Genomic DNA, 22,372 nt, shown 5'->3' on the forward strand with positions numbered 1-22,372 from the left:
GATTGCTCGTCAGCCATCACTTGAGCACCTGACCCCTTGATCACTTGTCTAACTACTTGACCACATGCCCCTCATATCCTTCTCGCCGGCCCGATCAGGTGGTAGAAGACCGCGCACGCACTCATGAACGCGCATGCCAGCCCCACCAGCGTGAACTTCACCTTGGTAATCCTGCGCAGATCGTCGCGACGCCATATGAACAGGGCCCGCAGCACCGCAAACAAGCTGAGCAACAGGCACACGCCGGTGACCCAGTTGACGATGGTGAACCATGGATACCAGGCGGGTGTGGGGGGCAGCATGTCGTCGCCCTGCACCACAAAAAAGATCATGATGGCACCCAGGAACAGCACCCACAGGATGGAAGCTGCGCGCGGAGAAAAGGTGAGATAAATGGTCCCCGGCTGCGGTTGCCACCGCGATCGCTTGCGCAGAAAGACACGGCGCCCGAGCCGGATCAGCGTGGCCAGGAGCACCAGGGCCATGATGCCAAGGCACACACCGATCGCGGGGCCCTGCCACGCCTGGATTGCATACCACGGCACCCTTTCATACTGCACGCCGGGGAATGTGACCGCGAACCGCACCACGCGGTTGTGATTGTCACGGATCGCGGAGATCCGATCCTGCTCCTCTGACTCCCACAGATCCTTGCCAATCGCCTTGTACTTCTCCGCGTGTCCACGCAGGTCTTTGAAGCTGCTCACCGTGAGCGCGCCATCCTTGTCCACGGCAACCGTAGCCTGGCCTCCCAACGCGGTAAGCCGCAGCTTGGTTGAGTCGGACCGGCGCGTGGTCTGATACGTTCCCGCAATGTCGCGCATCTCGACAGGCCAGCTCTTCATCGGGGCCAACGTTTGCGCGCTGGGAAAATAGCGGTCGCTGAATGCGTTGATCAGCTCCGGCCGAGGCTTGCCTCCTCCACCGGCCGAGTTGTAACTCACAAACAGGACAATCTTCTGGGTCGGCTCAATGAAGAACAGGCTGTGAAAAGCGATCAGATCGCCTTCATGCCCGATCCAGCGCAGGCCGTTGCGCCAGTCTTGATAGAAGCCCATGCAGATGGGCGGCATGTCATTGCTGGCCCGAAACTGCGGCGTCCACATCTGGGCGAGCGTTTCCGGCTTCAGAATCCGCGCACCATCCAGCTCGCCGCCCTGCAGCAGGGCCTGCCCAAACCGGCCCATATCCTTTGCCGTGGAGGAGAGCCCGCCCGCGCCCACCGGGTTCAGCATTTCGAAGCCCACCGGCTTCTTGGTCGTGTCGCCGCGGTAACCCTCCGACACAAACGGCGCCAGTTCCTTTTGGATGGGCTGATAGAACGACGAGTGCGTCATCTTGAGGGGACCGAAGATGTGGTTCTGCACGTACTGCTCAAACGGCTCGCCGCTCACGCGCTGCACAATATAGCTGGCCAGGCCCACACCGTAATTCGAATATGCCGTGACGGTGCCCGGGGGAAACAGCCGCATGGGCTGGCCGTGGATCAGGTCATCGCGCAGCGTCGGCTGCTTTTTCGGGTCGAGAACGATGATGTTGCTGATCTTCTCTTCAAAGCCGCCGGTGTGCGTCATGAGGTTGCGGAGCGTCACGGGAGCATTGAACGCGGGACGAATCTGAAAATCGAGGTAGCGGTTCACATCGGCATCGATATCCACCTTGCCCTGCTCGGCAAGCTGCATGATTGACACCCAGGTGAACAGCTTGGAGATGGACGCCAGCCGAAAGATGGTCGCGTCGGGGTCCACGGGCTTTCTGTCCTTAGCATTGGCAAAACCGTAGCCCTTCTCGAACAGCACCTGCCCATCCTTCACCACCAGGACGGACGTGCCGGCGATATCGCTGCGCTCCAGTTGCAGCGGAAAGATGCCGTCGAAGAACGCCTCCAGATCGGGCTGGGTCAGGGCATGGCCGCCCGGGGGGGTTGCCGGGGTCACGGATGCGGGAGGACCGTTCTGGGGCTGGACGGGTGGTGCGGCGACGGGAGTTTGGGGCTGGGCCGCGGGTACCGCTGGGACCTGCGCGAAGCTGGCCACACTGGCCATACCGAAGACCGCGGCGGCTGCCGCGGTGAGGAGCGGGGTCATCGAAGTGCGCATTGCGCCTCTTGCCGGAGTTGGAATAAAGACCACAGGATTGCTCTAAAGTGTCTCTTCCCATTGGGGATGTTGGCAAGGGGCATACGCCTGCGCGCCGTGTCTCGGGCGCCGTCGGACGCATCCAAGCAGAGGGCCCATGACGTCACCCGGGCCGGGCGGGCTCCGGTTCGTCCGACTCCCGTGGTTGTGGGAACCAACGTTTTCTCGGGAAAAGAGACGACAAACTGTGCCAAGGCAGGTTCATGTTCGCTTGACGGTTCTCTTTTCAAGAGCCTAGACTCTTTTGGTTTGGGCTGGCGCCGGTAAGGCCGGGACAGAAAACTGGGGACCGGCGGCGCTGGCAGGCAGGAATGAAGTACTTTAAAGAAACCAATAACTCCGTTTAGCCACGGACACGACCCCTGACCCGCTGATTGCGAGGGCGGCCGCGTTCGGTCCGCCCGCCCCTGGGCCAGGCAAGAAAGCACTTGGAGACTCGCGTATGGCAGTGTTAACCCCAACCGTAACTCTGGACCAGGAAATCAACCCATGGGAGGCCCAAAGCGCCCGCTTTGAGTTCGCGGCGCGCAAACTCAATCTCGACGAAGGTCTCTGGAAGGTTCTCAGCTCTCCCTCGCGCGAAGTCATCGTGCACTTTCCCGTCACCATGGATGACGGACGCATCGAGATGTTCACCGGCTATCGCGTGCAGCACTCGCAGGCGCGCGGTCCTGCCAAGGGGGGCATCCGCTACTCGCCCGATTGCACACTTGATGAAGTGCGCGCGCTGGCAAGCTGGATGACCTGGAAGTGCGCCGTGGTGAACATTCCCTTCGGCGGCGCCAAGGGGGGCGTGATCTGCGACCCCAAGAAGATGACCATCACCGAGCTCGAGCGCATGACGCGCCGCTATACCGCGGAGATCATTGAGTTCATCGGTCCTGAGAAGGACGTGCCTGCTCCCGACATGAACACGAACGAGCAGACGATGGCGTGGATCATGGACACCTATTCCATGCACATGCGCCAGACCGTCACCAGCGTGGTCACCGGCAAGCCGCTGAGCCTGGGCGGATCACGCGGACGCACTGAGGCCACGGGGCGCGGCGTGATGGTGGCCTGCGACGAGAGCCTGCGCTACCTCAAGATGCCCATCGAGGGCTGCCGCGTCATTATTCAGGGATTCGGAAACGTTGGTTCCAACGCCGCCCGCCTGATGATGGAGCACGGCTACAAGGTCATTGGCATCGCCGAGAAAGATGGCGGCCTGTTCAATCCCAACGGCATCGACATCCACCAGCTTCTCGAGTACAAGTACCGCCACAACACGTTGCTTGGTTTCCGCGGCGCGGAGGCCATGCCGAGCGAGGAGCTGATTCTTTCGGAGTGCGAGATCCTGGTACCCGCGGCCATGGAGAACGTGATCACCAGCCGCAACGCCGAGAAGATCAAAGCGCGCATCCTGGTGGAAGGCGCCAATGGGCCCACCACTGCTGTAGCCGATGAGATTCTCGCCGAGAAGCGCATCTTCGTGGTGCCGGATATTCTGGCCAATGCCGGCGGCGTCACCGCCAGCTACTTCGAGTGGGTGCAGGACCGGCAGGGCTACTTCTGGAAAGAAGCCATTGTCAACGAGCAGCTCGAGACGATTCTGCGCGACAGCTTTGACGACGTGGTCCGCTATGCCGAAGCCCACAACGTGAACAACCGGATTGCAGCTTATATGCTGGCCATCGATCGCGTAGCCCACACCATCAAGCAGCGCGGGCTCTACGCGTAAAGGCAGGGAATAGAGAACAAGGGACTGAGGGACTGAGGGAAAGAGGGAAAGAGGGAAAGAGAAGGGGCGGACTGCGGTCCGCCCGTTCTCTTTCCCACCAAGCCCGGCGCCGCGCCCCAGCGACGCCTTTTGTGCACGTCGCTGGGGTCGGGACCCTACTCGCGATTCCCTACATCCTGCTTTTACCCCACTTCGACGCGCCAGTAATCCGCTCCGCCTAGCCGCATCAGTCGAGCCTTGCCCTCAAACATGTGCAGGAACTCCGCGGTCATTGGTGACCACGGCTCCTCTCCAAGCCGGAACAGCGCGCCGCCAATGGGCGCGAGTGGCGTTCCGTCCACGGTGAGCTGATCCTTCAATATGTAGACCTCCGCACTGCCGCCCCACGCGCTGTCGCAGCAATACCGGCCGGTGAACCCGCCGTAATGCGCCGGAGCATGAAACGACTTCGGTCCCTCGTACTTCGCACCCGAAAACCAATCCGGCCCGTACGACACTTCAATCAACGGCAGCTTCTTCTTCGGGTCTGGGTCTTTGGCCTCCTCCTTCCGGCCGAAGGCGAAGGCATGGGCGGCGTAAGAGCTGGCCGCCGTCGAAACGAAGGCGTCGCCGCCCTGGCGCTGCAGAGGGATCGGCCGCTCGCCATCCAGCAGAGACAGCCCTTTGCCCTTGGCCGCGAACTCGAGCGTGCGGCCATCCGGCGCTGTGTAGATGCCTGCATAGTCTGCGGCATTGTCCACGTCCATTGGATCAGCAATGGTTGCCGGAGCCGGCAGCGGCTTCCCTTCCCGCTGGGCACGGATCAGCTTTACGGCATACTCGGTAACCGCGGTGGGCCGGTATCCCTGCATGGCATTAATGGACGCGAACGCCGCCGCGCCTCCATCGAGGTCGACGTGAATGGACGAGGCAAATGCCACCATTCCGCCGGTGTGGCGGAGGATGCGGTGCCCGTCAAGGGTGTCGACGGCGATGCCATAGCCGTAGCTCGCCGTGGGGCTGAACTCTTCCGCCTTGATGTAAGGTGTGGTGAACAGCCCGAAACCCTCCTCCGACACGATGCGCCCGGCTGGCCCCTTGCCGCCGTTCAGCAGCATGCGGATATAGCGGGCCATGTCGTCCGGAGTGGACTGGATGCAGCCGGCGGTGTCGTCCATTACGAGGTTTGGCGCGGGAGCCAGTTTGCCCTGCCGGGGATACACCTGGTCGTCCCAGTAAGGCTGGTATCCCACTGCGGCTCGCGCCCGGTCCGCCGTGGTGATCACACCGCGCGTGCGGCTCATGGCCAGCGGCTTGAAGATGCGCTCTTCCACTAGCATGCGCCACGGCCGGCCATCGAGCTTCGCGGCCAGCAGGCCGAGAATGTCGAACCCTGCGTTGCAGTAATGGAAATGCTCGCCCGGCTTGAACCCTTGTATCAGCCGGGCGGATGGATCGGCGGCGAACAGGGTCAGGTTATCCGGCAATCCTGACGTATGGGTGAGCAGATGGTGCACCGTTACGGGCCCGAACTCAGTGACAATCGGCAATCCGGGCAGATAGTCCAGAACCGGCTTTCTCAAATCCAGCTTGCCTTCGTCGCGCAGTTGCAGCAACAGCAGCGCTACGAAGGATTTGGTAATCGAGCCGATCTGGAACAGGTGATCGGTGGTGACGGGTGCGCGCTTGTCCACATCGGCGTAGCCGAAACCCGCGGTGCGCAGCGTTTTGTCCGCACCGGTAAGCCCGAGGGTGAGGCCGGGGGCGTTCATCGCCTCCATATACGACGCGATGTAGGCATCGAGTTTCTGCTCCAGCGGGGTTGCGGCGGCGGGCACGGGCATTTGCGCCCTCAGTTCGGGCGTCCACTGGAGCGAGGCCCCAGCGGCGGCTGCGGCCGAAGTGGACAGGAAGGCGCGGCGGGAAAAGTATTGCATCGGCATGGGTTGGACCGAGAATAGACGGTCTTGCGGCCGTAACGCCAGTGGGAACTCATTTCGGCACGTGGCAAGGCAGAGCACCTGCATCCAAATGCAAAGATGCGAGTGCCGCCCTTCATCCGGCGAAGCCCGCGACCGGAACGGTGCGATAATGAACAGAACCGGAAGCCTGCTCCGGGCGCGGCGTTAATGAAGTGAATCTGCCCAATTCCATCACGATGAGCCGGATCGTCATGATCCCCCTGCTGCTCTGGATTCTCTCGCCGCATTTCCCGTGGCAGAGCGGAGCCGAGCAGGAGCTTCTGGCTTCGATCCTCTTCGTGCTGGCCTCGATCACCGATGGCGTGGATGGGTACCTGGCCCGCAAGCGCGGCCAGATCACCACCATGGGCATGCTTCTGGATCCGCTGGCCGACAAGATTATGGTCACGGCCGCACTGATTGCGCTGGTGGCTTACGAGCCGCAGGTGGTCAAAGTGTGGATTGCCGTGATCATCATCGGCCGCGAGTTCCTGATTTCCGGGCTGAGGTCTATCGCTGCGTCAGAAGGATTCACGATTCAGGCCAGCGATCTGGGCAAGCTGAAGACTGTCATCCAGATCGTGGCTGTCGTCTCGGCCATTCTGGCGCACCACTGGTTTCAGTGGGACCTCTGGCTGATCACAATACCCGTCCGGTGGACCGCTGTGACGGCTATTTACTTCTGCGCCGCCGTTTCGATCATCTCGGCTGTGGATTACTTCATCGGGTTCTGGAAGCAGATCGATCGCGCCTCCCGCGACCGCCGCAGTTCCTTCGTGCTGAGCCGTCGCAAGGGCGCCGGCACGCAGGGGGCGAACTAAACCGGAACAGCGCTAGCGTCTATCCTTGTCGTCTGCTTTCCTGCGATCGACGACGCGGTAGCCTTCCGGCACCTGGAAGTACGACGGATCAGGCTCTGAGGTCGACAATTCCTTGACCGTAAACACCTGCTTGCCGGTCTGCGGGTTATCGACGATGGAAAACAGGTTGATTCCGAGTTGCGAGGAAAACCAGAACTCGCGCGCCGCCTTCATCTCGCGGTCGTTCCCGAACGTCCCCGGATTCAAGGTGGTGGTCTCGCGATACCCGTGCGTTTCGAGTCCCTGGGTAGTTCCCGCGCCGAGGTCTTCCGACTGGACGTAGCCTTTGCCGTCGGGCAGAGGGCCAGGCGGCCGGAGGCGTGGCAGGTAGACGGCAGTGACCACATCGTCATACTGCATGAGTTCGCAGACCTTCTGACGGGTCCAGCAGTTGTACCAGGTGTGCAGTTCGGGATCGGTGATCTGGAAGACGTTCATCTCCGACTTGATGTCGCCGCCCTTGGGCACCAGGATCCAGCGCTCCTGGTAGATGCGGCCCTTGCTGTCGCGGACGATGCCACGCTCGTTTGCCAGGGTGAAGGTGCCGCCGCCGGCAAGCGGATGCGACCACTCGGCCGCCAGCTTGAGGCTGAACGGAGCACCAGCCTTGGGGGAGATGTAGATGCTCTCCATGGGCCCGGTGCCGCTGAGGCTGGCGCCTCCGTCAGAGAAGCTCACCACCGGGGGCCCATGTTCCGGATCAGATGGCGGGGAGCCCTGCGGCGGCCGGATCTGTGCCAGAGCGGCGGCCGCGACGAATGCGAATGTGCAGGAGAGAACAAACCCGGGACGGAAGCGCATGACACCTCCTGGGCTGAAAGAGCTGGATGGGAGTAGCTGCCAAGGGAGCGCAGCTGGAATCGAGCGCAGTATAGCACCGTGTGCCTAACACTTGGCTCGGAAAGGCAGAGGTTCCCGATGTCCCGACAAGCTTTGCACGCAAAAGCCCCGGCTTGCGCCGGGGCTTTTGCGTGTCCCGTTCCGAGGATTGGGGCGGTTCTTAAGCCAGCGCCACCTGCACGGCGGCTTCCGGAACCCGAACCACGGGGACCGGCGGATTCACCGTAGCTGCTACGGCTGGGGTGGAGGCTCCACGGGTGAGGCGATGGACAAAGTGGTACGGAGGCCAGGGGCCTGAAAGCTGCATGTGGCAGTCTTTCAGCGCGGCACTCGTCGAGTGAAACTTGTTCTGATACCGCTCCACGCACTTGCGGTCGATGAGGTGCGCGATGTCGAGGACCATCCTGCCGCTTTCCGTCAGCCGGCAGCTCACTTCCTCGTCCAGCGGGTTGAAGAGCCGGTGCATCTGGAAGCTGACCGCTCGTGCCCGTGTCTGGCGCTCCCGCTGCCGCACGGCGTTCTCGCGAAGGTTGGAGAGGTACTCGCGTCCTACGCCCTCGGCGGGTCCGTGGTGAATCTGTTCCTTGGTGCAGCAATCCTCCACGAAGATCTTCAGGTGCATCTCCGTCCTGCCGCGCAGCTTCTCGATGTTGTTTTGAAACTGCCGTTGGTTGGAACGAATGGACTTGCGAAGGGATTCGTCGTCGTTGAAAACCGTGCCAAAACGAAAAGGCAGGACGGTGGAGTGCTGAAAGCAGTCTGCGATCACGCGGGCGTGGTCGACTCCGGCTTTCTGATTGAGATTTTCTGCTGGATTATGCTCACTGACGATGACGGCTAGGTCGCTGGCGGGATACAGGAAGACCTGGTTTCCACTTACGCCATGGACGGATTGGAGCGGAACGGGCTTGCGATGACGGGCCAACTCTGGAAATGCTTGCTTTTCACCAATGCAGTAGGCATACCATGCCATGTTGGAACACTCCCTGCGATGCCGGTAAGCGTCGCTTTGTGTGGAACTTTGGAAACCCCGGGAAAACTCTGCATGCTGGCGTACAGCCGGGCTTATTGGTCGCCACTACCCGGTCGAACTGTCTGGAATACTAGGCCCGGGAAAACACGATTGGCAAGCACGGCCGTCACAACAGTTCAAAAAAGATGGCTCATTAAATTAAAATTATATTGATATTGTCGCAAGAAGGTTTGAGTTTGAGGAAAATTCCGGGCTGCGCGTTCAGTTTGAGGGTGCCTGCCCCGGCGCGCGATCCGGCACCTGAGGCGGTGCAATCCCCCTGAGAATCCGGGCGAAAGCAGGCTGGATTTGTCAGCTTGGGTCCGCCGATATACTGGCCTCATGCCGATGTCATTGCGTGCTATTTCCGCAGCCGTGCTGGGCCTGTCGATACTCACAGTGCAGTCCCCGCCAGCTCACGCCTGGGGTAACGAGGGCCACCGGATGATCAATCGCCTGGCCGCCTCTTCGCTGCCCGTGGACACTCCCGCTTTCCTGCGCTCGCCTGCCGCTATTCAGGAGATCGAATACCTGGGCCCCGAGCCTGATCGCTGGCGCTCGCCGGCTGAGCCTGAACTGGTGGCGGCCCAGGCTCCCGAGCACTTTATCGATCTGGAACCCGCCGATGCCCTGGGATCGCTGCCCCACAAGCGCTTCGATTTCATGCAGAAGGCGTACGCCGCGGGCCAGAAGCCGGACCGTATCGGGCTGCAGCCCTGGGAGGCGGACGAGATCTGGGAGCGCCTCAAGGCCGCCCTCCGCGAGTATCGGCAGCTCTCCAGCGCGCGCCGGGACACCCACGATGTCGAGCAGGCTGCGATCTTCTACGCAGGCTGGCTGGGGCACTACGTCGGCGACGCCTCTCAGCCCCTTCACACCACGGAGAAATACAACGGGTGGGTGGGACCGAATCCCAACAACTATACGACGGAGCACAAGATTCATTGGGAGTTCGAGGGCATTTTTGTCGCCGCGAACCTGCAGGCCCTGCATGCCCAGCCGAAGATGACGCCGGTGCAGGCGCTGGAGGGCGACATGTTTGATGACTACATGGCATACCTGCGCCATACCTCTACCTATGTTGAGAGGGTCTACCAGTTGGAGAAGGCCGGCGGCTTCACGGGGGCGGGCACGCCCGAGTCGCGCGACTTTACCGCCGAGCGCCTCGCGGCCGGGGCCAGCATGCTGCGCGACATGATCTACTCGGCATGGATTGACAGCGGCCAGCCGGTCCCGCAGGCCAAGTACTAGTGGTTGCAGTGCGGCGCGCATGGAAATGCCGGGACGTTCAAGACTCCCGGCATTCCGGATTTTAGATTCCGAGCGTCGCGCAAGGTTGAGGCAGGGTTTACGGAAGCAGGTCAGTTCGGACGAGGGGCGAAGCAAGGGCCGGAACCCGGCGCAAGACGCCGGTGAGCGCCAAGGTCAGCGCGGCCACGACGGGAATGGCCAGCAGCAGCCACGCCAGCAGCGCCTGACCGGCCATGACGCCGAGTTGGGTGGCCACATCTGCCGAGGAGTGCGTCATCATCTGCCACGGCGATTGCATGAGCGCGGACATATCGACGGCGGCTTTGTTCGCCGGAGCCAGCTTAGCGCCAAGCCGAAGCAGCGGCAGCGCCAATGCCAACTGGAAGGGTATGGCGAGGTAGTTGGCAGCCTGAATGGCGGGCTGATTCAGCCGGAAGACGAATGCCAGAACCACGCACAGGCCGGTGGGTACGCCGACCAGCGGAATGCAGCCGAGCACGAAGCCGAGAGCCAGCGTGAGCGCCAGCCGCTGGGGCGAGATGCCCTCCAACAGCCATGCTGCCGCCTTCTCCTTCACGCCTCCAAGACTGTATGCCGCGAACTTCATCTCTGTTTACCTTTACGCATATAGATGCACGTTGGATTCAATTCCTGGTGAAAGTTTTGACAGGAGGACCAGACTGGTAGCCGCGTACCACAATCCGGGTTTGGGGCGGAACAGGTGGTCAGGTGGCGAGGTGGGGGAGTGAGGCGGTGGTCGGGTGGTGATTCGGTCAGTTGCGCACCTGATCGCTTGAGCACCTGATCACTTGAGCCACCTGATGCCTTGAGCACCTGATCACTTGAGCCACCTGATCACTTGAGCACCTCAAACTTGTTGCTGATCCCTTGATGTCGCATTCTGCCTCGGCTTTCCTCCGCCGCTGCTTGTCCGCGCCCTTCTCATCACCAGCTCCATTTTCCAGTCGAGTTCGAGCGTGCCGTCGATGATCAGGCTGGCGTTGGCGGCCGAAGGCTGCACCCACCGCCGGCCCGAGGGCCGCACCGTGGCCTCCCACTGCGCGCGCACGGACTCCGGTGTACGTCCGCGCTGCGTGACGTCGCGGTCGAGCCGCCGCTGGTAACAGATATGATCCGGCGCGTCGACGTAGACGCTGAGTTGGTACAAGGGGAGCAGTTCGGCATAGTGAAGGGCAAAGATACCTTCTACGATGACGACCGGCGCGGGTCCGATGGGCTCGGTGCGATCGCGCAGGCGGGTGTGGGTGGTGAAGTCATACAGGGGCCGCTCGATGGCCTCCCCGCGCGCGAGAGCTGCCACGTGGGCGGCGAGAAGCGGGCTCTCGATGGTGGCGGGATCGTCAAAGTTCTGCACGGCGCGCTCGGCGGGCGGCAGGTGCGCGAGGTCGCGATAGTAGTTGTCGAGCGGAAAGTGGATGCCGCCCAGGACGTGTGCCAGTTCGGCGGCGAGGGTGGTCTTGCCGGAGCCGGAGCAACCGGCCACTCCGATGATGAGGGCTGCTGATTGTGGCTGGATGCTCACGGTTGAGTGTCCGGTGCGGCGGATACGGTGGCGGCGGCAGCGCGAGGGGCCAGAATCGTGAGCAGACGCGCCAGCCGCTGCTCCACTTTGCGGCCTGCTTCGAAGACTTCCTGGTGGCTTAGCTGGGTGGCGCCAAGGCCGGCGGCAAGGTTGGTGACGCAGGAGATGCCCAACACCTCGATGCCCATGTGGCGGGCGACGATGGTTTCGGGGACGGTGGACATGCCGACCAGGGTGGCGCCGAGGGTGCGGAAGGCGCGGATTTCGGCGGGGGTCTCGAAGCTGGGGCCGGGAGTGGCGAGGTAGATGCCTTCGGCCAGGTTGAATCCTTCTTCGGCGGCGGCCTGGCGGGCTAACGCGCGGAGGGGCTTGGAGTAAGCCTCGGTCATATCGAAGAAGCGCAGGCCGGCGGTGGGAATGCAGGCGAAGCGCGGCTCGTTGGGACCGGTGAGGGGGTTCCAGCCCATGAAGTTGATGTGGTCGGACAGCGCCACAAGCTGCCCGATCCGGAGGCCCTCAGCGATGCCGCCGGCGGCATTGGTGAGAATGACGGCGCGGATGCCGAGCGCGCCCAGGACGCGCATGGGGAACGTGACTTCCGCGGGCGTGTAGCCCTCGTAGTAGTGCACGCGCCCCTGCAGGATGAGGACGGGAACGCCGCCGAGCAGGCCGGCGACCAGCCGACCGGAGTGGCCCTCGACTGTGGACTGGGGGAAGCCGGGGATCTCCGCGTATGGAATATGGATGGGATGGGTCACGGCGTCGGCGGCGGCGCCGAGGCCGGAGCCCAGGACGATTGCAACGCGCGGCGCCCCGGAGCCGAGGCGAGCGCGGACGAATGCGGCCGCGTGAGTGACCTTATCGAAGTAAGAAGCCATGGATTCCAGCTTAGCGAAAGGCGCGGGCGGGCATCAGAGCCGCTGCGGGGTGTGTTTACAGATAAGTAACCGACGCGGTGACCTGATCGATTTGCGGCCGGGGTGATTTATGGGTCAGCGAGGGGGGTGGGGTGGCGTGATTTGAGTGATACAGATCACAAATTAAATTTGGATAACTACCCTGCAATGTTGCAGTTGAATCGTTTGCTGACCAAAAACCCAAAAAAAGGCTACTTCGTAATCTTCTGGTAAACATTGGATGGAATTTCAGTTCGAGTGGAAACGTGCCGAACCCGGGGTGCAGAGATACGAGTTGAGCAGAAAGCGCCATGAGGAGTGTCGATTGTGAGCTTCTTCAGGAGAAAGGGATGTGCCGGGCGTCACGGCCTGGTGTGATTCCTGAACCTCGGACGGCCAGTGGGAAAGGGGCACGCGGTTCAACGTGCCCTTGTTGTAGCGGGGGGGAGGGGGGTTACTGCTCCCCGCCGGGGACGGCTGCTGCGACTGCCTGCCCATTTGCCGCGGGGCGGGCGACGGCGGCTTCGCGAATGCCCTTGTCGAGGGACTTGTGGCGCGGAGCCGTTCTGGCGCCGCAGGCCAGGGGGACGTTGGCCATCTGCCTGGCGAAGACCCGGTAACTCATGGTTCCCGGGCGCAGGGTGCCCCAGTAGCTCTTTTTCGTGACCAGCGGCCGATTTAGGTCGACGAGCTGGTTTTTCATGATGCGGACGCCGCAGAGGAGATTCCGCTCAGGCTGCAGGGTGGTTTTGTTGGGATCGCCGACGGGCAGGTGCTTGTCTTTCTCCCAGTCGAAGTCGCAGCCGTAGCGCTGGCTGTCCTCGTAAGTGAGCTGGAGCAGGCCCTGCTGACGGACGGTCTTCTGGCTCACGTGGTCACGCACGGCAACGGTGGGGTCGAGGTGCTTCACGTCGGCGGTAGGACGGAGACCCGCCTCGGCGCCGGCGAGGGCCTGGAACAGGTACGCCCAGAACGCGCGCTTGTCGCCCTCGCTCAGCTGGCCGAAGCGCGGGCAGAAGGGCTTCACCGCCTTGGACATGCCGGGGGACATCAGTTCGTTGGGCAGGTTCTCTTCAATTACCACGTCCCACTTGGGGTCCCAGGTATTGTCGCTACCGAGTTCGACCTTTTTGACGGCAATGGGGGTGGGGGGGGCCGGCTTTATGTCCTTGGGGGGCACAGGGCCGGGAGGAACGGGAACGGCCGGGTGGGTGACATCGATGGCCTGACCTACGGCACCGGGCTGGGACACGGGCTGGCCTTTGGCTACGGCCTGCTGGGTCTCCACCGCCTCCTGCTGCACGGCTTGTTGCATGGCGGCCGGCGCTGGCTGGGTGGGAGCCGGCTGGGTCTGCGCGGGGGGCTGGCTCGGCTGCGAGCTCTGGCTCGATTGCGAGGGCTGGCTCGGCTGCGAGCTCTGTTGAGGGGTTGGCGACTGCGCCACCGCGGGCAGTACGGCCAACCCAAGAACAATCAAGACCGAGTTGGAGAATGTTCTAAGCACAGATCAATAGGATGCGACGCAATCGAAAACAAGTTGTGTCGAGCCAACTTTCGCGAGAGCTTGCTGAGGTCCGTGTATTGAAAGTAAACCGCTTAGAGATCCGCGTGAGAGCATTGCATGGTGGGTATCGGCTGCTGTGGATTGCACTGGAAGAGGGGCAGACTGGCCAGAGGCGGAGGGTGCTCCGGTCTTTGTGGAAGTGCAGAATGGCAGGGGCTAAAGTCCGCGGTTTCTATTCGGCTCTTTCAGCTCGACTGAAGTCGTGCGCTTATTACAAAGCTTGGTCAGCTTCAACTTGGTCAGCTTTGAATTTCCGGAAAGCGGGGCTGATTTTGACCTGATTGAAGCAGGTCCTTGTTACACAGCCTTGCCAGGTTCAGTTTTGCCGGCAAGGTGAAGGGGTGGCTGACACAAGAGGCAGGAGACTGGAATGAAGCAGATTGTGGCCGTGGTGTTCGGTTTGGGACTGCTGTGCAACGCGCTGCTTTTCGTTCCCCAGGCTATCGCGGTGTGGCGCAAGAAGTCCGATGAGGGGATTTCGCTGATCACCTTTGGAGGGTTCAGCATTCTGCAGATCGTGGCCATTGTGCACGGCGTCTACGAGCACGATCTGGCGCTGATTCTGGGCATGGCAGCGAGCCTGCTGAGTTGTGGAACGGTGACGCTGCTGACGCTCTTTTATCGCTCCAGGCGGCTGCGGCGGGAGCGCGCACAGACGGTCTGATCCCGGCGTGAGGCGGCCTGGCCCAAGCTTGGAATGCGCCCGTATCCCGGCAGGAACTCCGGAGCAGAAAAGCAGTTGGGGATGAGTGGGCGGTGCGAACCACCGCGCCGGACGGACAGCGAGCGACCTGAGGGCTTGGTAGCCCGTAAACGCGTGCCCTAGTTGGTATGCGTCAGGTTCTGGGTGACTTTGTAGGTGCCGGGCTGGCCTGTGACGGCGATGGGAACCACGGCGCCGGCGTGCTTCTTGCGGAAGAACGGGGCGAGGGGTTTGAGCAGGATGGACTTCCAGCCGGTGGAATCGTCGGCGATGTCCGCTTTTGTAGATACTTTTCCGGTGAGGTGGACGGCGCTGGTGTGGAGGTTGAAGGTGCCGTCAAGCCAGGCCTGGGCGCCGGGGACCTGGAAGGTAAGCCCGTGGGTGGTCACCACCGCATCGCGGATGGCGGCCTGCCCGCGCACGGAGGAGACGGCATTGGGAATGGGCGTGGTCTTGTCCTTGCCGGTGTCAGGCGCTTTGCCGCCCTGGGCGCGCTGGCTGAACGCCGACAGATTGCGCTCTGTGTCGTGGTCGGTCACCTCTTCTTTGGGCACTTCGAAGGCGCCCTCCACGCGGAGCCGGTGAAAAAAGCCGCCTTCTTTGGAAGGGGCCAGGATGGCATGCGCGTGCAGGTCAACGGTGCCGGTGATGGGCGGTTCCTTATGCAGGAAAGGCTGAAGCAGGTCCTGGGCGCGGCCGCCGGCAACCGCAATGTCGAGATTGGTGGTCTTGCCGTCTTTTCCGGCGGTGCTGCCGGAGGCCCGGACGGAGGTGCGGCCGGTGTGCGCCTGGATGGAGTGATAGACCACGTCGCCGGTGAGGCCGTTGACGGTGCAATCGACGGTCCCGGCGATCGCGGTGGGCTGGCTGTCATCCACGGCAAAGTCCGGGGTCACGGTGTCGGCGCCGGCATGGATCGCGTCAAGCCGCCCACTGAAACTGCCGGAACCGCGCAGGGTGCCGCGGATGTTGCCCACATCGTGCAGGTTGAATTGCTCGACGGCGAAGCGGCCGGAGACCAGGGTCTCGCCGAGATTGTTGGCGCTCAGTGGCCCGAAGGTTCCCGAGGCGCGGATGCGGCCGTGGGGGATGGCATTGTCCATGTCGACCGCGTACCGCATGGCCTGGCCTTTGCGGAGGTTTTCAATGTGCAACTGGCGCACCGGGAAGGTGAACCGCCGGCCGTTGTCGCGCAGCACGTCGAGGACAGAGTTGTGGATTTCCACACGGGCAATGGGGGTGTCGGGCCCGCTGAAGTCGGAGGTGCTTCCGGGCGGGAAATCCTGCTGCGCGGCTTTACTGCCGGGGGGAGGAAGGACGAGGTGGAAGCCGGTGATGTCGACCAGTTCAAGGCGGCGGCGCAGCAGGAGGAGGTCGATCCAGCGGCCGTGCACGAAGAAGGTCTGCACGGTGCCGATGGGGGGTTGATCGGGCGCGGATTTGCGGCGCAGCGTGAGGCCGGTGGCGATGAAGCCGGGGTTGGGGAAGTAGACGCGGTGGTAGTGGGTAATGACGATCTGGCTGCCGAAGACGTCTTCAAGCAGGGGCTTCATCTTGCGGTAGCGGAAGGGCCAGTTCTCGCCGGCGAACCAGATGCCGGTCATCACCGCGGCGAGGGCGATCCAGGCGGCGATGAGGAGGGCGAGGCGCCGGCGGCGGGGGGGAGCCGCGGAAGGCTTACGGGGGGACGGGGGAGGGGGCGGCGAAAGTTCGTCCCATCGTGCCAGTGCCGACCGTGCCATCCAGTTCCCTTTCCGCGCCGCGTTGTGTGGTGGCGGCGGCCTGCAAGTTCCGGCTTGCGGTTCTTGTCTGCAGTTCTTGTCTGCAGTTCTAGGAAGCACTCTGACGGGACGAACGTTGCCTGGCATATCCGGCGGCCGAGTGACGGGAGACTGGGGGCTTTGCTGACGGTGCGGGTACACTCGGTGTGCGGGCCGGGTGAATGGTCCGTACAGCGAGTGTTCGCGACGGAGCAGGCGTATGTGCCGGAATATCAAAATTCTTTTTCATTTCGATCCTCCGGTGACGGAGGCAGAGATTCGCGCGGCGGCGCTGCAGTATTTGAGGAAGATCAGCGGGATCAACAAGCCGTCGAAGGCGAACGAGGCTGCGTTTGCGGCGGCGGTGGACGAAGTTGCGGGGGCGTCCGCACGTTTGCTGGGCACGCTGGAGACAGCGGGCCGGCCGCGCAATCGCGAGGAAGAGGCGGCCAAGGCGAAGGCGCGCAGTGCGGCGCGGTTCGCGCAGTGAGCCGGCGCTCCGTGAGGGAGGCCACCGTTTATTTGCTGATGGTGTAGAGGGCGTGGATGGCCCGCAGGGATTTCTGCCGGAACTGCAGGTAGACGGTGTTCTCGGCGGAGTAGGATTCGCCGTTTGATGTCAGAGTGTGGGCGTGAACGTAGATCCTGCTGCGGCCGGTGAGGCCGGATGGCGTGCCGAGAACGACTGCGGCATCGGCCAGGCTCATGTCGAGACGGAGCGGAACGGGCAACTGGATTACGTCTTGTCCGGGGGCGAGATGCTTGCAGCGGCGGTCCACTTTGTCTGCGGTATCGATACGGAGCCACTCGAATCCGCCCACGGCGGGGCCGTCGATCGCATTGCTCAACAGCCAGAGAACCCACGGGCCGTTGTCGTCCTGGCCCTGAACGCAGACCCATCGCTCTGCTTCGCCTGCATCGCCGGCGGCGCCGATTTCCGCGTTGAAGTGGTTGCGCACCGAGTCGAGGGGGGTGGACTCGAAGCGAATCGCAAACCCGGAGATGGTGAGGCGGGCGATGATCTCGTCTTTGCCGGTGGGATCGGGAAGCTTGTCTGTGGCGGGAGTGGGCAGAGGAGCCCAAAGCTCTGCGCCGGGGCGCCAGGACGGCGTCGGGGACTGGGCTGTGAGAGCCGGCAGGGAGACGAGCAGCAGGGCGAGGGGGGTCCACTGTCTCATATGCTGCTTCGATGCCTTCAACGCGACTTCTGTATCTCCATCCGAAGCGCGTAGAGTGCCTTCACCAATGAGTGCTCGTCGTCGCTCACCTCAACCCAGAAACATGCCCGCGATGGAGGCGCTGATGAGGTTAGCCATGGTGCCGGCGATCATGGCGCGGATGCCGAGTTGGGCGAGGTCGTTGCGGCGCTCGGGGACGAGGGCGCCGATGCCGCCGATCTGCATGCCGATGGAGCCGAGGTTGGCGAAGCCGCACAGGGCGAAGGTGGCGATGGTGAAGGAGCGCGGGGCGAGGGCGGCCTTCTGCGCGCCCAGGCCGATGTAAGCGATGACCTCATTGAGGGCCATGCGCGTGCCCAGGAGGTTGCCGATGAGGCCGCAGTCGCGGGCGGGGACACCGATGAGCCAGGCAACGGGCCAGAAGACGTAGCCGAGGATTTCGCCCAGGCTGGGGGGAATGAAATGCAGTCCGCCGTGGGCCCAGGCCAGCAGCATGTCCAAGAGCGCCACGAGGGCGAGGAAGCTGACCAGCATGATGGCTACGTTGAGGGCCAGCTTGCCGCCGTCGATGGTGCCGCGGGCGATGGCTCCGATGAGGTTTTCGTCTTTGTGCTGCTCGTCTTTGGGGATGACGACTTTGCCTTCCGTGATGGGAACCTGGGTTTCAGGCACGAGCATTTTGGAGATGAGGATGGTTCCCGGGGAGGTCATGATGACGGCGGCGAGGAGGTGTTTGGCTTCAATGCCCTGGGAGATATACATAGCCATGATGCCGCCGGAGACGTGGGCCATGCCGCTGGTCATGATGGTCATGAGCTCGCTGCGGGTGGCGCGGGAGAGGAACGGGCGGATGGTGAGGGGGGCTTCGGTCTGGCCCATGAAGATGGAGGCCGCGACGTTCATGCTTTCGGCGCCGGAGATGCGCATGGTTTTGAGCATCACCCAGGCGAGGGCGCGGATGATCTGCTGCATGACGCCGATGTGGTAGAGGACCGCGAAGAAGGCGGAGATGAAGATGATGGTGGGCAGCACCTGGAAGGCGAAGATCGAACCGGAGCTGGGGGCGATGAGTTTGCCGAACGCGCCGGAATTGGGCAGGCCGAGTTCGCCAAAGAGGATGCGGGTGCCGGCGGTGGTGGCGGAGAGCATCTTGTTGACCACGTCGCCGGCCCAGGCCATGGCCTGCTGACCGAAGCTGAAGCGCAGCACGAAGAACGCGAAGACGACCTGTAGGCTGAGACCCCACGCCACGGTGCGCCAGCGGATGCGGCGGCGGTCTGTAGAGAACAGCCACGCGGCAGCGAGCACGGCGATGATGCCCAAGATTCCGGTGAATCGATCCACAAAGCTCCCTAAAGGCAGGGCATAGGGAGCAGGGAACAGGGAGTAGAAGGCGCCGCTTGCGCGGGCGCGGCGCACATGGCTCTACTCGCTGTTCCCTGCTCAATGTTCCCTGTGTTTCTTTTTTATCAGGAATGGCGAGGGGAGTGATTGCGGCCGGGGCTGCGCGGCGCGGTGCGGTTAGCCGAGTTTCGTGTTGAAGGCAAAGGGGAGCAGGTCGGCGAAGGGCATGGAGCGCACCTCATGTTCAGAGAAGAAGACCACCTGGGCATGGGGTGCGGCGAACTCGGCGAGCATCTGGCGGCAGGCGCCGCAGGGAGGGCTGGGGGCCTGGTTGAGGTTGGCGACGGCGATGGCCTCGATACGGATTTCGGGGCCGAACTCGGCGATGGCGCGGACCAGGGCGGCGCGCTCGGCGCAGATGGTGAGGCCGTAGCTCACGCTCTCGACGTTGGTGCCGGTGACGATGGCGGCGTTGGTCAAGCGCAAGGCCGAACCCACCTTGAATCCGGAGTAGGGCGAATAAGAGTTGCGGGCTGCGTCGAGGGCAGCATCGAGCAGAGGTTGAAATTCAGGATGGGGAGAGCCTTGGGTCATGCGCGCGGGTTCCGCCTGCATGTTGAGAGTAATGGATGGGCGAGGGATGAGGGAACTAGGGAAAGAGGGAAAGAGGGACAGAGGGAAAGAGGGAAAGAGGGACAGAGGGACAGAGGGAAAGAGGGAGCGGGTGAGCGGGTGATGTGGTGGGGCGCAGCATTTCGATCGCTCAAGTCCGCGGCGCTTTTTCCGATAAGGGTGGGGACTGCTGATGCGCGCTGTGCGCCTGGCGCGCCGGAAGAGTGATGCATGGATGAGTTGACGCGGGAGTTCCTGATTGAGAGCCAGGAAGGCCTGGACCGAATGGAGCGCTGCCTGACGGATCTGGAATCCAGTCCGAACGATCTTGCGTTGCTGGCGGAGATTTTTCGCGCCGTGCACACCATCAAGGGGACCACCGGGTTTCTGGGTTTCAAGCGGCTGGAGAAACTGGCGCATGCCGGTGAGAATCTTCTGGGTCAGTTGCGAGACGGCAAGCTGGCGGCAACTCGTGCGGTGATTACCGCGCTGCTGGAATTGCTGGATGGGCTGCGATCAATTTTGAGAATCATCGAAGAGCGCGGCGATGAGGGCGAACACAGCAGCGCATCCGACGCAGGCTTGATCGCGCGATTGGATGAGTTGCAGGCCGCGGGAAAGAGCGAGGCGGCGGGAGTGATATCCGGCGGCCGGGCCGGGGCGCAGATGCCGGAGGAGCCAGCGAACGGGCTTGCTCCGGACGTAAGCGGCGCTCCTTGTGGCGCGGCGCCTGATCCCGCTGCGGAGCCGGTGGCGTACTCTCCTCTTCCTGACAAGGCAGTGGCCGAGCCCGGTAAGACCGCGGCTGCCGGCACTTCGGGTGGAACGGCCGCGGAGAGCACGCTGCGCGTGGACGTGACGCTGCTCAATCGGATGATGAACCTGGTGGGCGAGTTGGTGCTCACGCGTAACCAGGTGCTGCAGGCAACGGCTGCCGACCCGCGCATGACGATGCTCTCGCGGCGGCTGGACATGGTGACCGCCGATCTGCGCGAGAGCGTGATGAAGGCGCGCATGCAGCCGGTGTCGAACATCTTCTCGAAGATGCCGCGGATCGTGCGCGACCTTTCGCAGACGCTGGGGCGCAAGGTGCGCCTGGAGATGGAAGGTCAGGAGACGGAGCTCGACAAGAGTCTTCTGGAGGCCATCAAGGATCCGCTGACGCATGCGGTGCGCAACGCGCTGGACCACGGGATCGAACCGCCCGCGGTGCGCGAAGCTGCGGGCAAGAATGCCGAAGGCGTTTTGAAGCTGCGCGCGGTGCAGGAAGGCAGCCACGTTCTTGTAGAGGTGTCCGACGACGGCGCCGGAATTGACGTGGACCGGGTGCGCGCAAAGGCGATCGAGCGCGGGCTGGCGACGCGGGAAAGAGCGGCTCAGCTTGCGGATCGCGAGATTCTGCAGATGATCTTTCTGCCCGGCTTCTCGACCGCGAAGCAGGTGACGAACGTGAGCGGCCGCGGCGTGGGCATGGACGTGGTGCGCACCAACGTGGAGCGCATCGGCGGCACCGTCGAGATCGACTCGCGGCCCGGAAAAGGCACCCTGCTGAGGCTGCGCATTCCACTCACTCTGGCCATCATTCCCGCGCTGATTGTGCGCACGCAGGGGCAGAGCTTTGCGCTGCCGCAGGGCGCGCTTTCAGAGCTTGTGCATGTTCCGCCGGAGCAGGCGGGGAGCGCCATTGAGTGGATTGAAGACGCGCCGCTCTACCGCCTGCGAGGGCAACTGCTGCCGCTGGTATTTCTGGATTGTCTGCTGGGCGCGGGCCGCCGCGCGGTGGACAAGGTGGACAATTTTATCGCCGTGCTGGACGCCGACGGTCGACGCTACGGCCTGGTTGTGGACGGCCTTGCAGACCCCGAAGAGATTGTGGTGAAGCCGCTCAGCCCGGTGCTGAAAAGGATCGGGCTCTACTCCGGCGCGACGGTTCTGGGCAACGCGGACCTCGCGCTGATTCTGGACCCCGGCGCAATTGCCGCGGCTGCCGGCGTGAGCACCTCAGAGGTTGCGGCCGACGCGGTCGCGGGGCAGGATGCGGATACGCAGAACGCCGGCCGCCTTGAATACCTGGTGGTGCAGGTGGGTGGCCGGCAGGCGGCCGTGGCCCTGGGAAGCGTGCTGCGCATTGAGCAGGTACCGCTGTCGCGCATTGAGTATTTCGGGCATCGCCCGGTGCTGAACTTCAGCGGACAACTGCTGCCCGTGGAAGATGCCGCAGGACTAATCGACAATGCGCGCGGCGAGGCAGCGCACGGCTGTTCCGACGCAACCCTCATCGTGGTGGTGTGCCGGGATGGCGGCCGGCAGGTGGGCATCGCCGTGGATTCAGTGCTTGACGTGGCGCGCGGCGGCGACTTGTTTGAAGCGGGAACCAGCCAGCCCGCGTGCGGTTTAACGCTGCTCGGCGACAAGGTTACGGGGGTAGTGAACCTGGGGACTGTGGCGCCATTGCCTGCAAGGGAACCGACGGAAGAGCAGTTGGCGGCGAGTATCTAACCACGGCGCTTCAAAGAGTGAAGGAGATGCGAATGGCCGAGCAGCCGGCATCAGTCAAGAAGAACAAAGCGGAGGAGCTCACGCAGGTATGTTCCGTGCGCCTGGGGGACGGGCTCTACGGGATTCCCATCCGGCACATCCTGGAGATTGTGGGCGGCGCGCATACGCAGCAGGTTCCTTTAGCGCCGGCATTCGTGGGCGGGCTGATGCACTATCGGGGTGACGTTCTGACCACGGTGAGCATGCGGCGGGTGCTGTCGATGGCCCCCAGGGAAGGCGCGCAGGACCTGCTGGTGGTGGAGAATCCTGCCGGCTCGTTCGGGCTGCTTGTCGACAAGGTTCTGGAGGTGCGGACCGTCTCTTCAGCCGACTTCGAACCGAACCCATCCACCGTGAACAAGCAGCGGCGCGGATTGTTTGCCGGCGCATACAAACTGAACGGCGATCTGATGGTGATGCTGGACCCCGAGTGCCTGGAACCGATGCGCATGGCCGCGGGCGCGGATTGAGGT

General features: G+C 63.1%; 19 protein-coding genes. 7 read left to right on the forward strand and 12 right to left on the reverse strand.

Annotated elements, in window-relative coordinates; all coding sequences use genetic code 11:
• Positions 1-71: 71 nt before the first annotated feature.
• Complete coding sequence (locus tag VGL22_RS00300) at positions 72-2,099, reverse strand: serine hydrolase domain-containing protein (RefSeq protein ID WP_465264872.1); 2,028 nt, start codon at positions 2,097-2,099, stop codon at positions 72-74.
• A gap of 481 nt (positions 2,100-2,580) precedes the next feature.
• Here VGL22_RS00300 and VGL22_RS00305 point away from each other — a divergent pair, with 481 nt between their 5' ends.
• The gene (locus VGL22_RS00305) at positions 2,581-3,858 is read left to right on the forward strand and encodes a Glu/Leu/Phe/Val family dehydrogenase (protein WP_465264873.1); all 1,278 of its coding nucleotides are present in this window, start codon (positions 2,581-2,583) and stop codon (positions 3,856-3,858) included.
• A 182-nt stretch (positions 3,859-4,040) separates the two neighbouring features.
• Here VGL22_RS00305 and VGL22_RS00310 read toward each other — a convergent pair whose 3' ends face one another.
• Positions 4,041-5,681, reverse strand: coding sequence for a serine hydrolase domain-containing protein (locus VGL22_RS00310; RefSeq protein WP_465264874.1), 1,641 nt, complete (start codon positions 5,679-5,681; stop codon positions 4,041-4,043).
• Between the two features lie 290 nt (positions 5,682-5,971).
• Here VGL22_RS00310 and pgsA point away from each other — a divergent pair, with 290 nt between their 5' ends.
• Positions 5,972-6,619, forward strand: a complete 648-nt coding sequence (gene pgsA / locus VGL22_RS00315; RefSeq protein ID WP_465264875.1) for a CDP-diacylglycerol--glycerol-3-phosphate 3-phosphatidyltransferase — start codon at positions 5,972-5,974, stop codon at positions 6,617-6,619.
• Between the two features lie 12 nt (positions 6,620-6,631).
• On the opposite strand, the gene VGL22_RS00320 is transcribed toward pgsA, so the two are convergent.
• Positions 6,632-7,459, reverse strand: a complete 828-nt coding sequence (locus VGL22_RS00320; protein ID WP_465264876.1) for a hypothetical protein — start codon at positions 7,457-7,459, stop codon at positions 6,632-6,634.
• 199 nt (positions 7,460-7,658) lie between these two features.
• On the reverse strand, positions 7,659-8,471 hold the full coding sequence (locus tag VGL22_RS00325) for a GvpL/GvpF family gas vesicle protein (RefSeq protein WP_465264877.1): 813 nt from the start codon (positions 8,469-8,471) through the stop codon (positions 7,659-7,661).
• A gap of 387 nt (positions 8,472-8,858) precedes the next feature.
• Here VGL22_RS00325 and VGL22_RS00330 point away from each other — a divergent pair, with 387 nt between their 5' ends.
• Entirely contained in the window at positions 8,859-9,761 is a 903-nt protein-coding gene (locus VGL22_RS00330) for a S1/P1 nuclease (RefSeq protein ID WP_465264908.1), read from the forward strand.
• 97 nt (positions 9,762-9,858) lie between these two features.
• Here VGL22_RS00330 and VGL22_RS00335 read toward each other — a convergent pair whose 3' ends face one another.
• The 4 genes from VGL22_RS00335 to VGL22_RS00350 form a co-directional block, all read right to left on the reverse strand.
• Positions 9,859-10,368 (reverse strand): DUF2062 domain-containing protein, encoded by a 510-nt coding sequence (locus VGL22_RS00335; RefSeq protein WP_465264878.1) that lies wholly within the window; start codon positions 10,366-10,368, stop codon positions 9,859-9,861.
• Between the two features lie 261 nt (positions 10,369-10,629).
• Positions 10,630-11,304, reverse strand: a complete 675-nt coding sequence (gene udk / locus VGL22_RS00340) for a uridine kinase (RefSeq protein WP_465264879.1) — start codon at positions 11,302-11,304, stop codon at positions 10,630-10,632.
• Positions 11,301-12,182: a purine-nucleoside phosphorylase gene (locus VGL22_RS00345; protein ID WP_465264880.1), complete on the reverse strand. Its 882-nt coding sequence runs from the start codon at positions 12,180-12,182 to the stop codon at positions 11,301-11,303. The genes udk and VGL22_RS00345 overlap by 4 nt, the downstream gene beginning before the upstream one ends.
• Positions 12,183-12,654: 472 nt before the next feature.
• Positions 12,655-13,662: a hypothetical protein gene (locus tag VGL22_RS00350; protein ID WP_465264881.1), complete on the reverse strand. Its 1,008-nt coding sequence runs from the start codon at positions 13,660-13,662 to the stop codon at positions 12,655-12,657.
• 472 nt (positions 13,663-14,134) lie between these two features.
• Between VGL22_RS00350 and VGL22_RS00355 the strand changes: the two genes are divergently transcribed.
• On the forward strand, positions 14,135-14,428 hold the full coding sequence (locus tag VGL22_RS00355; protein WP_465264882.1) for a PQ-loop domain-containing transporter: 294 nt from the start codon (positions 14,135-14,137) through the stop codon (positions 14,426-14,428).
• Between the two features lie 158 nt (positions 14,429-14,586).
• Here the strand turns inward: VGL22_RS00355 and VGL22_RS00360 are convergent, their stop codons facing one another.
• Positions 14,587-16,209 (reverse strand): hypothetical protein, encoded by a 1,623-nt coding sequence (locus tag VGL22_RS00360; protein ID WP_465264883.1) that lies wholly within the window; start codon positions 16,207-16,209, stop codon positions 14,587-14,589.
• Positions 16,210-16,447: 238 nt separating this feature from the next.
• Between VGL22_RS00360 and VGL22_RS00365 the strand changes: the two genes are divergently transcribed.
• The gene (locus tag VGL22_RS00365; protein ID WP_465264884.1) at positions 16,448-16,717 is read left to right on the forward strand and encodes a DUF2277 domain-containing protein; all 270 of its coding nucleotides are present in this window, start codon (positions 16,448-16,450) and stop codon (positions 16,715-16,717) included.
• Between the two features lie 28 nt (positions 16,718-16,745).
• On the opposite strand, the gene VGL22_RS00370 is transcribed toward VGL22_RS00365, so the two are convergent.
• The 3 genes from VGL22_RS00370 to cdd form a co-directional block, all read right to left on the reverse strand.
• Positions 16,746-17,405 carry a hypothetical protein gene (locus VGL22_RS00370; protein WP_465264885.1) on the reverse strand — a complete coding sequence of 220 codons (660 nt, stop codon included), beginning with the start codon at positions 17,403-17,405 and terminating at the stop codon, positions 16,746-16,748.
• A gap of 90 nt (positions 17,406-17,495) precedes the next feature.
• Entirely contained in the window at positions 17,496-18,749 is a 1,254-nt protein-coding gene (locus VGL22_RS00375) for a NupC/NupG family nucleoside CNT transporter (RefSeq protein ID WP_465264909.1), read from the reverse strand.
• Between the two features lie 177 nt (positions 18,750-18,926).
• Positions 18,927-19,343 (reverse strand): cytidine deaminase, encoded by a 417-nt coding sequence (cdd, locus tag VGL22_RS00380; protein WP_465264886.1) that lies wholly within the window; start codon positions 19,341-19,343, stop codon positions 18,927-18,929.
• Between the two features lie 249 nt (positions 19,344-19,592).
• Between cdd and VGL22_RS00385 the strand changes: the two genes are divergently transcribed.
• Together VGL22_RS00385 and VGL22_RS00390 are read left to right on the forward strand one after the other, a co-directional pair.
• Positions 19,593-21,860: a chemotaxis protein CheW gene (locus VGL22_RS00385; protein WP_465264887.1), complete on the forward strand. Its 2,268-nt coding sequence runs from the start codon at positions 19,593-19,595 to the stop codon at positions 21,858-21,860.
• A 32-nt stretch (positions 21,861-21,892) separates the two neighbouring features.
• Entirely contained in the window at positions 21,893-22,369 is a 477-nt protein-coding gene (locus VGL22_RS00390) for a chemotaxis protein CheW (RefSeq protein ID WP_465264888.1), read from the forward strand.
• Positions 22,370-22,372 lie beyond the last annotated feature (3 nt).

This window comes from Occallatibacter sp., assembly GCF_036502485.1.
Classification (GTDB): Bacteria; Acidobacteriota; Terriglobia; order Terriglobales; family Acidobacteriaceae; genus Telmatobacter.